Here is a 15,147-nt window from a genome sequence, read left to right as displayed (position 1 = left end):
TTCCTAGTTTAATCCTCGAGCCATCAGGGGAAGCAGAACGGCCAGGAAGACCCCGACTGCGCAGAGCAGGAAGAAGCCAAGTGCCCACCAGCCCCAAATGGTCTGGCATTTTTGCATCTCATCCGGCGTCGAAAATCGCCCACTGTCCCAGGCCCATTGATTGCCGACGATGCCCAGGTAAATGCTGATGCCAAGTTGAGCGACGCCGATCACTGCTCCGAGCGCGGTATTGCCTCGCCCGATCAGGCCCAGGAGAATCAAGACCAGCAGAATTGGCTTCTTGTGATTCAAGCCCCAAATCCAGGTGAAGACAAACGCTCCCCAGTTGAACTTTTTGTACTGTTCGGGCAAGGGGCCGGAGCCATAAGTTTCGCCACGATTGTAGTGGTTACCCATCGGGTTGAAGCCACCGTGTGGCTGGCCGTATCCTTGCGGGCCGGGGCCGGGCTGGCCGTAGGAAGGCGGCGATTGAGGCGGAGCGGCAGCGGAGTTGAATTGCAATCCGGGCAAGGATGAGGCCGGAAACTGCATGCGCGTCGCCGAGTCTTCCAGGACCGTGGTCGGCGTGAGACGACCCTCCTGAATCCACTGCTGCAGCGTGGCTTCATCAGCCGGACCGAATTTTTCGCCAGAAGGATGGACGACAAAGTACATGCCGGTTACGTTACCCAATGGCGGTGTTGAAATGCGATGCTATCGCATTATTGCGACGCAGCCCATAGGAACCACACGAAAATCACCGCCGTGACGGTAAAGCCGACCCGCCCCCAGATGGTTTGGCAACTCGACATTTTCTCCATGGACTCAAATCGCCCGCTTTCCCACGCCCACCGATTTCCGCAACAACCGAGAATGATCCTGATTAGCAAGAAGACCAAAAGAGCAGCCGTGATTCGGTTTCGCGCCGCATGCGCTACCTGCCAATACGGAATGAAGGCCAAGCTCAATCCGAGGAGGGCAAACAGCCCCGGTTTTCGATGATTGAATCCCCAGATCCAGGTGAAAGTGAACGCCCCCCAATTGAAGCCTCGATGCTGTTCAGTCAGGGGTGGTCGCTCGCGAAACCGCGGCTCTTTTCGGCTGAGTCCTCGCAAGCCGAGGTGGTCGGTAAGCTTGAACCGAAGCCCCTTCACCGAAATCGCACCCATTTGCTGGCTGGTTGCGCCGTCCTCGATCCAGGTGTTGAGTGTCACAAGACCCTCGCAAATCCACGCCTGCAACTGGTCCAAGTTGGCCAGCACCTTTTCCCCGTCTTGCTCAAAGACGGAGAAGCTCTTTTCACCCTTGGTCGCGAGCGCGGCTGACCCGGTCATACTTTCGCACTATACCCAGACCGCGCAATCCAATTGCACCTCTCGGCTCCATTTGGACGTCCTAACTAGCATGGGAAATGCGTTTCGCGTGGGCCTCTTCGCCTGCGTCTTTGTCGGGATGTTAGTGGGGGCGTACGCGATTCTCGGGCGCAGTATGTTTGCCGCCAAAACCTATCCGGTTTATGCTGAGTTCGCCGACGCGGCGGGGGTGACCTCGGGAGCGCAGGTGCTGTACGCCGGCGTAAAAGTGGGCCAAGTCGAAAGCGTGGGGCTCCTCAACGGCAAGGCGCGGTTAAAATTCGCCATGGAAGAAGGGCCGCAGATCCCGGGGAACGTTGAAGCGTTCCTGCCGATGAGCCTCATCGGCATCGGCGACCGCCAGATTGAGCTCATTGCCAAGCATCCGGCGGGCACGCTCACCCGCGACCAGGTGCTCATGGGAAGCCTGCGATCGCCGCTGGACGCCTTTGCGCCGGATTCGGGCAAGACCCTCGAAGAAGTCAACAAGACGCTCGCCAGCATGCGTGGCCTTATGGAAGACAAGTCGCTGAAGCATGGGCTGGTGCAGGTGCTTGACCAGGGGCAACAAACGGCCAAGGCGTTCGGCCAGCTTGCCAGCCGCATGGATGGCCTGATCGCCCAGAACCAGGGCTTGCTCGCGGCGACCATGAAAAACGCGAATCGCGCGGTGAGTAACGGGGCCGAAATCGCGGGCGACCTGCGCAAGGTGAGCAAGGAACTCGCCAGCTACGCGCAGTCCGGCAAACTGCAGGGCGGCATTGATGGCCTGCTTACAAAGATGAACACCACGCTGGAAACCGGCAACGCGATGCTCAGCGACATGCGCGCGCTCATCAACACACCGGCCAACAAGGAGCAACTCAACGCGATGATTGCCAACGCCAAACTGATGACCGACAGCGGCGTGCAAATTGCCAAGAACGCGGAAGTCATCACGGCCAAGGGCAGCACCCTCGCCGACGAGTTCATCACGATTAGCAAAAAGGCGAGCGTCTTTGCCGACGAGGCCAACGACCTGCTGCGAACCATCAAGAAGAAGGTGGAATCGCTTCCGAATAGCATCGGCGGAATCGGCGGCGGCATGGCGCTCAGCGGCATTGAAACCCGCGCCGACCTGTTTCGGGAATTCAACCCCAACCATTGGCGAGTCGAGGTGAATGCGAAGGTGCCGATGGGCAAGCGCAACCTGCACCTGGGTCTTTATGACGCGCTGGAAAGTAATAAACTCACCGCGCAGATGGGCGTGCCGCTCGGCAAAAGCGCGGAGGCCCGCGTCGGAATGTTTGCAGGAAAGGCAGGCGTGGGGGTAGACTACAATTTCGCGTCAGGCCTACGGCTGAGATCGGACCTTTTCGACCTCAACAAGCCTCGGCTGGACCTGAAAGCTAACTTCGGTTTGAGTAAGGACTTAACCGGGTGGGTCGGGTTTGAGCGCGTATTTCAGCGGAATTCGCCGACCATTGGGATTGGCATCCGCAAGTAGAAGGTACAGAGACGAATGAAGGTGATTTTGAAGCAAACCGTGCCGAATCTCGGCAAAGAGGACAGCATTGTGACGGTAGCCGGTGGCTACGCCCGCAACTTCCTCTTCCCGCGCGGCCTCGCAACCGTGGCCGATCGCGGTCAACTGAAGGCGCTTGAAGCTAAGCGAACACGCGTGGAAGCCAAGCTGGCCGCCACGAAGGCAGCCGCCGATTCGCTCAAGGAAAAGCTTGACGGTCTTGTGATTGAATTCGAAGCGAACGTCGCGAAGGAAGGCGGTCGCCTCTTCGGTGCGTTCACCGCCCAAGACATCGCCGACGCCATCGAAAAGAAGGCCGGCGTGAAGCTGGAAAAGAAGCAAGTGGGCATTCTTGAGCCGATCAAGAGCCTGGGCTCGTTCGCCATCGCTCTCGACCTGCACCGCTACGTGGACGCCAACATCACCGTGAACGTCATGGGTCCGGACGGCTTTATGCCGGGTATGCCCGCCGCCGTTCCGGCGGAAGAAGTCGTCGAAGAAGAAGCTCCGGCCGAAGCCGTCGAAGCCTAAGCTCGCGTCTCTCACCTTAACGCGCCTCGACCCAAGGGTCGGGGCGTTTTTTGCTTCAAATGCTATGGAAAATGCGGGAAGTTCGCCCGAATTTCTGAATCCTGTGTTAAACTTGGCACGTCTCAACTTTGACCGCAAAGTTAGGGAAGTTGGCACATGGCCCTTGAGCTCAGCCCCGATTACATTTCAGTCCGCGACCTCATCGCCTTGCATGGCTATGAGTGGGTGGGGGCTCGGGTGCGGGCGGCTCGGCTGAAAGCGGGCATCAGCATCCGCGAAGCCGCCGAGTCGGCCCAGGTCAGCAAGAACACCCTCGTGCGGTTGGAGCGCGGCGAGGCGGTGCACAACTCCAGTCTCGAGCAGATTCTTTGGGGGCTCAAACTCACGCCCCGGCGATTGCAGAGCATCGGCTCGCAGGATTCGATTTTGGCGGTTGACCGCGCGAGCGAAGCGAAGTGGTTCGACATGCGCAGCTTCGTCACCTGGACAGTATCGGAAAGCATTCCCGCCGACGTCGTCGCCGCGGCTGATTCGAACAGCACGTTCTTGCCGTTCTATCACCTGCGCCATATGCGGGAGCGAGCGGGTTTTCAGCCGTTCTTCATTCGGTTGCTCAGTGCCACCGAGAAGCGGTTTCACCGCGGCGAGGAACTGATCTACGTGTTGAAGGGTGAGGTCCGGGTGGAAGTGGGCGATGCGGCGGTGACGTTAGGACCGAACGACGCGCTGCTTTTTCACGCAACCGAGCCGCACTGCTATATCCCGCTGAGCTCGGAAGCGCCCGAGATTTTCTGCATCATCTTTAGCACCGGCAAGGAAGATCATTTTCCCGACTAATTTGTGAACGTTCGGTTAAGAACTCCGTCCACAATGGCATGCTAACGCCGCTTATCTTGCTTGTAGCTCAATTCAGCCCGCAGGGCATGCCCATGCAGGGTGGTCCTGGTCAAGGTGGCCCGATGGGTCCCGGCGGCCCCAATTCCGGCGAGATCAAACTGGTGAAGAAGTTTGATAAAGACGGAAACGGCTGGCTCAACCGCGCCGAGCGCGACGAGGCCCGCAAGAGCATTCCCCAACGACGTGGTCCCGGAATGGGCGGTCGCGGCGGCATGCAAGGCGGTCCCCAAGGCGGAATGCAAGGCGGTCCCCAAGGCGGAATGCAAGGCGGTCCCCAAGGTGGGATGCAAGGTGGTCCCCAAGGTGGGTTCCAAGGTGGAATGCAAGGCGGCCCTCAAGGTGGGTTCCAAGGCGGCCCTCCGGGTGGCGGCATGCGTGGACCGGGCGGAGGGATGACCGCCGGCACCGCCGGGCCGAAGGTCAGTCCGAGCCAAGTGAAGGCCGTGGCCGGCACCGACCTCTACACCAAGGATGCTGTGCGCACCGTTTTTCTGGAGTTTGAAGCCGGCGACTGGGAAGAAGAAATGGCGGCGTTTTACAACACCGACGTTGAGATTCCGGCGACGCTGACCGTGGACGGCAAGACCTATCCGCAGGTGGGCGTGCACTTCCGCGGCGCGTCCAGCTTTATGATGGTGCCCGCCGGCAACAAGCGCTCGTTGAACGTGACGATGGACTTTATCGACGCGAAGCAAAAGCTCTACGGCGTCAAGACTCTGAACCTGCTGAACAGCAACGGCGATGCCTCGTTCATGAGCTCGGTGCTGTATAGCTCGATCGCGAACAAGTACATTCCCGCGCCGCGGGCCAACCACCTTAAGGTGGTCATCAACGGGGAAAGCTGGGGCGTTTATGTAAACGCCGAGCAGTTCAACACCGACTTTGTGGACAAGAATTTCGCGAAGAGCGCCGAGGCCGGCAAGACCGGCGCGCGCTGGAAGGTCAGCGGCAGTCCGCAAGGCGATGCCGGTCTGAACTACTTAGGCGAAGACCTTGCGCCATACAAGCAGCGCTACGACATGAAGTCGAAGGACAACGAAAAGGATTGGCAGGCGCTCGTGAAGTTGACAAAAACGCTGAGCGAAACCCCGATTGAGCAGCTCGAAGAGGCGCTTAAGCCGATGCTAGACATCGAGGGCGCGCTTTGGTTCCTCGCGCTGGATGTCTCGCTGGCCAACAGCGACGGCTATTGGGTGCGGGCGAGCGACTACAGCATTTACCGCGATCCGAAGGGGATTTTCCACGTGATTCCGCACGACATGAATGAGGCCTTCCGCAACGAAGGTCGCATGGGCGGCGGCGGTGGTCGCCGTGGTCCCGGCGGCCAAGGCGGCCCTGGCGGTCCTGGAGGTCAGCAGGGTGGTGGATTCCAAGGCGGCCCCGGTGGACCTGGCGGTCAGCAAGGTGGCGGGTTCCAAGGCGGTCCCGGCGGCCCTGGTGGACCGCAAGGTGGCGGCTTCCAAGGCGGCCCTGGTGGCCCTGGTGGTCAGCAAGGCGGCGGGTTCCAAGGTGGACCTGGTGGTCCTGGCGGTCAGCAAGGTGGCGGACAAGTTTCTCAACTCGATCCGCTCACCGGAATGACCGATCTGCGCAAGCCGCTGCGAAGCCGACTGCTGCAAGTGCCGAGTCTGCGCGCGAAGTATCTGGCGAACGTCAAGAAGCTTGCCGCCGAAAGCATGAATTGGAACGCACTTTCGCCGCTCATCAACAAGACGCGCGATATGCTGCTGCCCGAGATCCAAGCCGACACGCGCAAGAACAGCTCGACGCAGGCCTTCATCGACATGCTTTCGACCGCCGCGGCAACGCCCAACGGCCCGCGCAACCTGCGATCGTGGATCGACGCTCGCTCGCAATATCTGATCAACTACAAGGAACAACCCAAGCAGTGATTTCGCACCACTCCCCATCGCTGGCCCAAGTCGGTCGCGCCGCCCACGAAGTGAAATTCCGGCTCACGCCGGAGCAAGCTTTGGCGGCCACCGCTTGGGCGGCGGAGAAGATGGTGGCGGACCCGCACGGGCATCCGCAATACGAAACCACGACGCTCTACCTGGATACGCCGGACCTCAAGACCTTCCGCCGCGAACCCGGTTTCCGCCAAACCAAGTACCGCATCCGTCGCTACGGCGCGGAAGAAATGCTGTATCTGGAGCGCAAAACCAAGCAGGGAACTCGGGTGCAGAAGGTCAGGGAATCGCTGGCGCTGGCCAACTTGGAGTGCCTCACCGACCCTTGCGAAACCGAACTGGCGTTCGCTCACGCCGTCCGCGCCAAGGGCTTGGTTCCGCAGATGCTTGGTCGCTACGAGCGCCGCGCGTTTAGCGGAATCTCGTCGAGCGGATCCACGCGCCTGACTCTGGATCGCAATATCCAAGTTGCTGCAAGCACGAGCTACAGCTTTGAGGCACCGGCACAGTGGGAAGCGCTGCCCGAACTCGTGATGGAACTGAAATTTGTGGATGGCCTGCCGGCCCAGTTTCGAGTACTGCTGGCCGAACTTGGCCTGAACCAGACCACGTTCTCGAAGTTCCGACAAGGGCTGCGCGCGCTGCGCGCCGAGGATCAGAATGCCACCGTGGCTTAGCGCCGAGTTTGCCGCCGATTCGCAGGTGGATTGGCGCGCGACCAGCATTCATCTCGCGGTTTCGCTGCTGCTCGGGTTGGTGGTGGCCGTTCTGTACCGCGCGATTTGCCGCAAAGAAACGCGCGGCTCGGCGGCTTTCCCGACGACGCTCGTGATGCTGACGGTGCTGATTTGCGCCGTAACCGCCATCATTGGCAACAACGTCGCGAAGGCGTTCAGCCTGGTCGGCGCGCTCAGCATTGTGCGGTTCCGCACCGTGGTGGAAGACACGCGCGACACCGCGTTTGTGATTCTGGCCGTCACCGTGGGCATGGCCGTCGGTTCGAGCTACCTGGTTTTGGCGGGCCTCATCATCGTTTTTGCGGTGCTCGCCGCGGTGATCTGGAGCGACAAGCCCAATGGGCCGGTGCGCACCATGATTGAGATCAAGACCGGGCTCGGCGCCGACCAACAAGGCGTTCGCGAATGGCTGGAGCCATATTGCACGCGCATCGAGCTGGCTTCGATGGCCAGCACTCGGCAGACCACCGGCTACGAGTATCGCTACCGCATCACGCTGCTCCACGCCGATCGCATGAGCGAGCTCGTCACCAGCCTCAGTGCGCGAGAGCAGGTGACGAGCGTGAGTTTGGACCGGCTTTAACTCTTCGCCAGGTAGTCGTCGAGGCCGTCCAGCGACATGGACCAGCCTTGATGGCAGCCCTCCAGACCCGCGGCGAACACTGCTTTATCCTGTTCGCTCGCATTAAGTGGAACCCAGGTTAGGTCCATCTCGGTGCCACCTTCGACTGTGCGGAACAAGATGGTTGTGAGCAGTTCCAGCGGCCATTCCGGGGCCATCGGGTGCCGCACCAAGTTGCCTTCGGCATCGGAAAACGCGTTGACGTAGACCAGCTTGTCCTCGGGATTGACCTCGCGGTAGACGGACTTGCCGTACATCACGGTGCCCGCCTCGCCCTGCGCGCAGTCGTGATTGCCCTCGGGCGGCAAGGTCGTCATGGCGTAGTGGTTATGTCCTCCCGGGCGGCAATCGAAGTGCAGGAACTTGGTGGTTGCGCCGGGCGGCGAGAACCATGCCGCGACGTGCTCCTCGCTGGTCCAGCACTTCCAGACCAGCGATTGCGGGGCACGAAACACGCGCTTGAGATTGAAGACCGGGTCGCTCACTTGTCAACCTCAGCCAGGTAGCGATCCAGCGCGTCGTAGCTTGAGCCCGCGCCTTGCTCCATTCCCGAGTTGACGTGGCCGTCGCGATTTTCTTGGCTGAGATGTTGTACCAAAACCTCGATCGTGGTCACACCGTTGGACTCCGAGAATGTGCAAATTTCAACGCTCGCGCATTCACGGATTTGCGGGACATCGTAGATAAACGTTCGGACGAGACGCTCGTTGGGAATGGCTTCGAGGCACTGGCCAAACAGGTGCATCTGCCCGTGCTCGCCCATGTCCATGCGGAAGTGCCACGGTTCGCCGATCTCGGGCTTACCGGTGGACTCCAGCACCTTGCCATAGCCGCAGCCCATCCAGTGTTGGTGAGTCGTGTGGTCGGCAAACACGCGGTAGACAAGGTCTCGAGGGGCATCGAACGAGCGGGTCATGCGGATTTCGGTCGGGGAAGGAAGCTCGACTTTGAGTTGATGTTTAGTTGTCATGGGGATTGTCCTCTTGTTGCAATTCTTGCAGATACGAATCTAGGCGATCGAAGCTGGCTTCCCAGAACTGCCGATACTCCTCGATGAAGCTGTTGGCCGCCTGAAGCGGCTCGGCCCGCAGCGTCACCGGACGAAACTGCGCCTTCTTGCTCCGCTCGACCAAGCCCGCGGTTTCCAGCACCTTAAGGTGCTTGGTGATGGCGGGCAGAGTCATGGCGAAGGGGGCCGCAATTTCGTTGACCGTGGCTTGTCCCGAAGCGAGCCGCGCCAAGATGGCTCGGCGGGTCGGATCGGCCAAGGCGGCAAAGGTGGTCGAAAGCTGATCGTGCATAGATTACTAATTGGTTAATTAACCAAAAAGTATAATACACACTTTTTGACGAGAATGGTGTGGTGTGGGGCAGAACCTGGTAAATATACCGGGTAAGCCCCGGTATTTGCGCGAGATCATCGTGCGTGGAGCAAAGTGTTCGGCTATAACTAAAGGATCATGCTTCGCCGCATTATTTTTTGTGTCTCATTGGCGGGGGTTACGACCGCCGCATTTGCCTCGTTCGAGATGATGCTCCTTCCGCAATCCACGGGTAGGGTGCTTCGCTACGACCCCGTGAACCAGGTTTCTCTCGGAAGCTTTCAATCGTTGCCCACTGCCGCGGGAATGGTGACGATTGACCCAACGACCTCAACAGCATTTTCGGCAAGTAGTACCGCCGTGCGCTCGACCAACTACGATAACGGCATTCACAACTGGTTTGCAAGCGCTGGCGTGCGGGCAATCGCGTTTGATACCTTCGGTGGCGTCAACCTTTTTGCGCTCTCGTCTAATGCGGTCACACGGTTCAATTCGCAGGGTAACAATGTTTCCGGTGTTTCGCTGCCGACAAGCGCCACTTGGGATTCAATGGCCATGTCCGGCCAGTACCTCAATATCTTTGGCCGAGACTCGTCGAACAATGTTAAGGCGATTCAGGTCAACACCCTGACGAATACCGCAACTAGCGTCTTTGATTTCGGCCGAGTTGCTTTGCCCGGCACAACCATTGGAGGTATGGCAACCTTCATTTCGCCGCAGAATGGGTTTCACTATTCTGTTGCGGCATTTATTAATGCGAGTGGAAACATAGAGATCTTGCGCGCACTTAAGTCCGTTCAGGATTGGTCGACAACCCCTATCTTCGGTTCGCAAACGATTTCCACTGGATTTTCGAACGCTGTGGTACCTGCCGCCACGCCATCGCACGATGGCTTCTATCTTGTCGGCCACGACTCAACGACGAGCACCACGCTCCGGTTCCGCCAATTCAACTCCATAGGATCGTTTACGGCGGTCAATGAGTTCACTTTGGCCGCATTCGGCGCGGCTGGAGTGCCGTTCTTCCAGGTCGCGAACATCGTCGCGCCGGAGCCAGGGAGCATGCTTGCGGTTGGCCTCGGCGCGCTGATGCTTCTGCGACGGCGTTCGCGCTGATCCGTCCGTGACGCCCAAGTACGCGCTCATCGAGATTGAGCGCCGGTGGCTGGTTGACGCCGACCAGCTGCCGGACTTGAGTGAGGTGCCGGTCAGCGAGATTGAAGACCGGTACATCTCGGTAAATCTACGGGTGAGAAAGGTCACGCGCGTTGGCGCGGTGACCTACAAGATGACTCGGAAGTACGAGTTTCTCTCGCCGTTGTCGCGCCCGATCACGAACCTGTACCTGGCCGAGGAAGAGTATCACTCGCTCATGCAACTGCCGGGCACGAACATTCACAAGCGGCGCTACCACATCGAGGGCGGCGCCCTCGATGTAGGCGACTGCTACCTGGTGTTTGAGCACGAATTCTCGACCCAAGAGGAAGCTGCTTCTTACGTTCCGCCGGCGTTCGCCGGGCAGGAACTCTAGGTGAACGCCGCTCGCTGCGCCTCAATCTCGTCGATCGCGGCGGCGTAAGTATCTAGCATGGTCCGCGCGGCCACCAGCGGGTCTTTGCCAAACGGCCAGATGCCCTTTTCGCGGGCCACGTAGAACTCGCGGTTGCGCTTTTGCATGATGCTAAACACGCGACTCGAAATCTCGGCGTCCGGCCGGAAGTAGATCGCCAGTCGGCCCTGATCGCCTTCGATTTTCTCGATTGCGAGTTCGCGGCAACGCATGCGCAGGCGCATGATCTCGACCGCGCGCTGCACCTCAATCGGCGAGGAGCCATAGCGGTCGGCAATCTCGGTGGCGACTTCGTCGAGCTCGGCGACGTTGCGGCTCGACATAAGCTGCTTGTAGTAGTACAGCCGCTGCGCTTGGTCCGGAATGTAGCCGGGCGGAATCATGGCCGACACCGGCAAGTCGAGCGTCGGCAACGGCGCCAAACCTTCGAGCGGGTCGTTGTAGTCGCGGCGCTCGCCATCGGCGTGCGACTTGAGGAACGTGACCTCCTCGGCGATGATCTGCATGAACAGTTCGTAGCCGACGGTCGCCATCGTGCCGCTTTGCTTGGCTCCCAGAAGATCGCCCGCGCCTCGAATCTGCAGATCGCGAAACGCGAGTGAATAGCCCGAACCCAGGGTCGAAAATTCTTGCAACGACTGCAGCCGCGCGTGGGCGTTCTCGGTGAGTTCGCGCTCGCTGGAGTACAGCAAGTAGGCGTAGGCTTGGCGGTCGGAGCGACCGACCCGCCCGCGCAACTGATAAAGCTGCGAAAGGCCGAATCGGTCGGCGTTCTCCACGATCAGGGTGTTTGCGTTCGGGATGTCGAGCCCCGCCTCGACAATCGTGGTCGAAATCAGGATATCAATCTCGCCTTTCATAAAGGCGAGCATCACGGGCTCAAGCTCTTGCTCGGACATTTGGCCGTGACCGACCGCGATCCGAGCTTGCGGAACCATTTGGCGCACTTTTTCGGCGATGTGATACAACCCGGTCACGCGGTTGCTGACATAAAACACCTGTCCGCCGCGGGCAAGTTCGCGCATCAGCGCGTCGCGGACTAGCTCCTTTTGGAACGGGCGCACGATCGTGCGGATGGGGAGGCGACCCGGCGGCGGATCGTTGATCAGCGACATCTGGCGGATGTCCATGAGGGCCATGCTGAGGGTGCGCGGAATCGGAGTCGCTGACATGCTGAGCACGTCCACGCTAACGCGCAGCTTCTTGAGCGATTCCTTTTGCTTAACGCCGAACTTTTGCTCTTCGTCAATCACCACCATGCCCAGGTCCTTGAACTTGAGTTCCTGGCTGAGCAGCGCGTGGGTGCCGATGATGATGTCGATCTCGCCGGCCTCCACCTTTTTGAGAATCTCGCGTCGCTCGGCGGTGGACCGGAATCGGTTGAGGTAGTCGAGCCGTGTGGGGAAGGGCCCCAATCGCTCGGCGAAATTGCGGAAGTGTTGCTCGCTCAGGATGGTGGTGGGGCAGAGAACCGCCACCTGCCGCCCCGCTTGCGCGACCTTGAATGCGGCGCGAATCGCCACCTCGGTTTTGCCGAAGCCGACGTCGCCGCAGATGAGGCGATCCATCGGGTACGGCTGGGTCAGGTCGAGTTTGGTTTCTTGAATCGCCTTCATTTGCCCTGCGGTTTCCACCCAAGGGAAGGTCGTTTCCATTTCGGCTTGCCAAGGGGAATCCGGCCCGTAGGACGGGCGTTCTACCCGTTTCCGCTGAGCATAGAGGCGGATGAGATCCCGGGCGAATTCACGCGCCTCCTCCCTGGCTTTTCCCACCGCACGCTGCCATTCGCCGCTGTGCAGGCGGTTGAGTTTCGGTTCCGTATCCCCCGGGTTTAGATATTTTTGGATACGGTCGAGTTGATCGGCGGGGACATAAAGCTTGTCCGGACCGCCGTATTGAATGTAGAGAACTTCCTTGGTGATGCCGGCCACTGTCCGCGATTCGAGTCCGCGGAAAATGCCGATGCCATAGTTGATGTGAACCACGTAATCGCCCGGCTTGAGATCGAGCACGGTCGCGATGGCCGCACCTTCGTTAAAGCGTCGTTGCGGCAGCTTCAGCCGACCTACGCCGAACAGTTCTCGGTCGGTGAGGACCGCGATCTTTTCGCTGGGATTAAGGAACCCACCGGCGAGGTTGCCCTGCACCAGATACACGTTCGGCTCCGGTGTCGTTCCGTCGGCCAAGTCTTCCACGGGGAAGATTTCGAGCGAGTGCAAGACGCTGCGGGCCCGAGTCGGCTGGTCGGTCGCGATGATGACCATGAATCCCTGCTCGTGCCAATCCTTTAGGCGCTGCGGCAAGGTATCGAGCCGCGCGCGATAGGGCTCCATCGAGATGAATTCGAGGTCCACCTCGTGGCCGGGGCTCATCCAGTCGGGCAAGCCGCCCATGCCGATAAAGTGGATCACCCGCTCGTGCGAATCGAGATGCTCGGGCGGCAGCATGAAATCGCTGAGCGTGCACTGCAGAATCTCGCCGCGCTGCATGCGCGACTGCAACACCGTGCCGAGTTCCTCTTCGGCGCGGGCGGCAAAGGCCGCCAGTTCGAGCGGCTCGTCGAGGATAAGCCATCCATCTTCCGGCAATAGGTCCAGCAGACAGTTGGAGTCGGCGTGCAGGTAGGGCCGATAGAGGTCGAGCCGATCGAAGAACACACCGGCGCCGAGCGCCTTGACGTCGTCTTCGATTTGGGCTTCCAGCTTCGCGCCCGCCTCGTCGGGAAGCAGCGCCGCCTCTTGGGCGGCGGCGTTGGAGATCATCTCGACGAATTCCTGCCGGGCTCGGGCGAGATCGTCCTCATCCGCACCGTCTTCGCCGATCGCGTAGAGCGTTTCGCGCGAAGGCGCGAGGGCGACCACGCTGACCGGGGCGATTGATCGCTGGGAAATCGGATCGAAACTGCGGAGCGAATCCACTTCATCGCCGAACAACTCAATGCGAACCGGGTTTTGCGCGCCCGCCACGTAGATGTCGATGATCCCGCCACGCCGGGAATATTGGCCGGGCATGCGCACCGGCTCACTCTTTTCGTAGCCGAGCATCTGCAGTCGGCGGACCAAGCCGTTCTCGTCGATCGTGTCGCCTTTGCGCAGGCTAAAGAACGACTCTTCCAGGATCTCGCGCGGGAGAGTGCGCTCGAGCGCGGCTGGCGGCGTGGTGATGATCACGCCGGGACCGGGCTCGGTCAAAAATCGTAGCGCGCCAATGCGATCGCTGAGCGCGACGCTTTCGGGAAGCGAGTCTTCGAAGAGGGTGCTTTGGCCCGAGGGAAGGATTCGGATGAGGGCTTCATTGATGCCGCACAGCGCGAGTTTGGCTTGCCATTGCAGTACGCGATCGTAGGTCGGCGCGACAATAATGCACTTGCCGGGCGCGCGTCGCACGATGCCGCTGGCGACGAAAGGCCGCGCTTCCGAGGCGATGCTCGGAAACGTGAGGCCACCCGTCGAATGCTCGCTGAGGGTTTGAAGCGCGGGATGGAGCTCGATCCATCGAGCCCATTGGGATATGCGCATGTGTACTCAGTATATCGGTTCGTACCGCAAAAGCGTGCAAGAAAAAAGGCTGGGCAGATGCCCAGCCAAGTGATTCATGAACTATGAAAAGCTTAGTTCAGCGCCATCGGCATGATCACGCAGTAGTGACCATCTTGCGCTTCGGTCGGTCGGAAGACCGCGGGGCGGCTACTCTCGGTCATGTCGGCGATGATCGCATCGCAGTTCAGGGCGCTGAGCGCCTGAATGACGTAGTGGCCGTTGAAGGCGATGTCAATGTCGCCATTCTTGCTGACCGTGGCGACTTCTTCCTTGGCCTCGCCCTTGTCCTCGCTGCGAGCGGAGATCGTGATCTGGTCGCCGTGCCCGCTGAACTTGATGCGGTTCGCGTTGCCGCGGGCCAAAATCATGGCGCGTCCCACGTTCTCGATCAGCTCGGCGCGGTCGAGCGTCCACGAGCGAGTCGCCTCGGCCGGGACAACCTTTTCCCACTGCGGGTAGTTGCCGATGAGCAACTGGCTGACGACCTTACCATCGCCGGTGTCCACGAAAATGCGGGTTTCGTCGAAGCTGATCGTGACTTCCGAAGCGTCGTCGATTGGCAGATTCTTCACGGCCTTCAGTGCCTTTTCGGGCACGACGACCTTGATGTCAGAGCCGATGCCTTCCTTCTCCAAGCGGAGAACGGCGAGGCGGTGCGTGTCGGTGGCCACCAGCGTGAGCGTGTTGCCATCGTATTGCATGAAGACTCCAGTGAGGATGATGCGCGAACTGTCGTCGGCGACGGCGAACGATACGCCATCCACCGCGCGGCGGTAATCGCCCATGTTCAGGCGCAGCTCGGAGCGAGCTTCAACCGCCGGAATCGGCGGGAAGTCGTCGGCGGGCAGCACCATCATGCGCCACTCGGACATCGAAGTTCGAATAAAGAAGTTGCCGTTCTCCAGCGTCAGCGTGATCGGGCCGTCACCGAGTTTGGCGACGAGATCGCGCAGAAGCGCGGCTTCCACGCAGATGCTGCCGGGCTCCGTTACGCTGGCCAAAATGCGGCGCTCGGCCCACATTTCGCTATCGCAACCCAACAAGGTCAGACTCGACCCGTCGGCGGTGAGTCGCAGGGTCTGCAGGATCGGATTGGACGACCGGGTACTGGACGCCGCAGCCGTCAGGACCAGGGCGTCAAACAAGTCTTTACGCGAACATTCGAGCTTCATGATTCAAACAAA

Annotated in this window: 15 protein-coding genes; 8 read left to right on the top strand and 7 right to left on the bottom strand. The window is 60.1% G+C overall.

Annotated elements, in window-relative coordinates; genetic code table 11:
* Positions 1-3: 3 nt before the first annotated feature.
* Positions 4-654 carry a hypothetical protein gene (locus JNJ45_06735; GenBank protein MBL8048362.1) on the bottom strand — a complete coding sequence of 217 codons (651 nt, stop codon included), beginning with the start codon at positions 652-654 and terminating at the stop codon, positions 4-6.
* 47 nt (positions 655-701) lie between these two features.
* Positions 702-1,313, bottom strand: coding sequence for a hypothetical protein (locus tag JNJ45_06730; protein MBL8048361.1), 612 nt, complete (start codon positions 1,311-1,313; stop codon positions 702-704).
* 70 nt (positions 1,314-1,383) lie between these two features.
* Here JNJ45_06730 and JNJ45_06725 point away from each other — a divergent pair, with 70 nt between their 5' ends.
* From JNJ45_06725 to JNJ45_06700, 6 genes are all read left to right on the top strand, one after another.
* Positions 1,384-2,817 carry an MCE family protein gene (locus JNJ45_06725; GenBank protein ID MBL8048360.1) on the top strand — a complete coding sequence of 478 codons (1,434 nt, stop codon included), beginning with the start codon at positions 1,384-1,386 and terminating at the stop codon, positions 2,815-2,817.
* Between the two features lie 15 nt (positions 2,818-2,832).
* The gene (gene rplI, locus JNJ45_06720; protein ID MBL8048359.1) at positions 2,833-3,366 is read left to right on the top strand and encodes a 50S ribosomal protein L9; all 534 of its coding nucleotides are present in this window, start codon (positions 2,833-2,835) and stop codon (positions 3,364-3,366) included.
* A 156-nt stretch (positions 3,367-3,522) separates the two neighbouring features.
* Positions 3,523-4,203, top strand: a complete 681-nt coding sequence (locus JNJ45_06715; protein MBL8048358.1) for a cupin domain-containing protein — start codon at positions 3,523-3,525, stop codon at positions 4,201-4,203.
* Positions 4,204-4,241: 38 nt separating this feature from the next.
* Entirely contained in the window at positions 4,242-6,155 is a 1,914-nt protein-coding gene (locus JNJ45_06710; GenBank protein ID MBL8048357.1) for a CotH kinase family protein, read from the top strand.
* The gene (locus tag JNJ45_06705) at positions 6,152-6,850 is read left to right on the top strand and encodes a polyphosphate polymerase domain-containing protein (GenBank protein MBL8048356.1); all 699 of its coding nucleotides are present in this window, start codon (positions 6,152-6,154) and stop codon (positions 6,848-6,850) included. The genes JNJ45_06710 and JNJ45_06705 overlap by 4 nt, the downstream gene beginning before the upstream one ends.
* Positions 6,834-7,493 (top strand): DUF4956 domain-containing protein, encoded by a 660-nt coding sequence (locus JNJ45_06700; GenBank protein MBL8048355.1) that lies wholly within the window; start codon positions 6,834-6,836, stop codon positions 7,491-7,493. The genes JNJ45_06705 and JNJ45_06700 overlap by 17 nt, the downstream gene beginning before the upstream one ends.
* Here the strand turns inward: JNJ45_06700 and JNJ45_06695 are convergent.
* From JNJ45_06695 to JNJ45_06685, 3 genes are read right to left on the bottom strand one after another with little or no spacing between them, the layout of a single operon-like run.
* On the bottom strand, positions 7,490-8,017 hold the full coding sequence (locus JNJ45_06695) for an SRPBCC domain-containing protein (GenBank protein ID MBL8048354.1): 528 nt from the start codon (positions 8,015-8,017) through the stop codon (positions 7,490-7,492). The genes JNJ45_06700 and JNJ45_06695 overlap by 4 nt on opposite strands.
* Positions 8,014-8,502 (bottom strand): SRPBCC domain-containing protein, encoded by a 489-nt coding sequence (locus JNJ45_06690; GenBank protein MBL8048353.1) that lies wholly within the window; start codon positions 8,500-8,502, stop codon positions 8,014-8,016. The genes JNJ45_06695 and JNJ45_06690 overlap by 4 nt, the downstream gene beginning before the upstream one ends.
* A complete protein-coding gene (locus JNJ45_06685) occupies positions 8,492-8,833 on the bottom strand; it encodes a winged helix-turn-helix transcriptional regulator (GenBank protein ID MBL8048352.1) in 342 nt (113 codons plus the stop codon). The genes JNJ45_06690 and JNJ45_06685 overlap by 11 nt, the downstream gene beginning before the upstream one ends.
* A 159-nt stretch (positions 8,834-8,992) precedes the next feature.
* Here JNJ45_06685 and JNJ45_06680 point away from each other — a divergent pair, with 159 nt between their 5' ends.
* Entirely contained in the window at positions 8,993-9,970 is a 978-nt protein-coding gene (locus tag JNJ45_06680) for a PEP-CTERM sorting domain-containing protein (GenBank protein ID MBL8048351.1), read from the top strand.
* 7 nt (positions 9,971-9,977) lie between these two features.
* Entirely contained in the window at positions 9,978-10,385 is a 408-nt protein-coding gene (locus JNJ45_06675; protein ID MBL8048350.1) for a hypothetical protein, read from the top strand.
* Here JNJ45_06675 and mfd read toward each other — a convergent pair.
* Entirely contained in the window at positions 10,382-13,942 is a 3,561-nt protein-coding gene (gene mfd / locus JNJ45_06670) for a transcription-repair coupling factor (GenBank protein MBL8048349.1), read from the bottom strand. The two genes, JNJ45_06675 and mfd, sit on opposite strands and share 4 nt — an antisense overlap.
* A 92-nt stretch (positions 13,943-14,034) precedes the next feature.
* Complete coding sequence (gene dnaN / locus JNJ45_06665; GenBank protein ID MBL8048348.1) at positions 14,035-15,135, bottom strand: DNA polymerase III subunit beta; 1,101 nt, start codon at positions 15,133-15,135, stop codon at positions 14,035-14,037.
* Between the last annotated feature and the right edge of the window lie 12 nt (positions 15,136-15,147).

Origin of the sequence: Chthonomonas sp. (assembly GCA_016788425.1) — a bacterium.
Lineage (GTDB): Bacteria > Armatimonadota > Fimbriimonadia > Fimbriimonadales > Fimbriimonadaceae > JAEURQ01.
The sequence above is the reverse complement of the archived record's forward strand: the minus strand, read 5'-3'. Positions and strand labels throughout refer to the sequence as shown.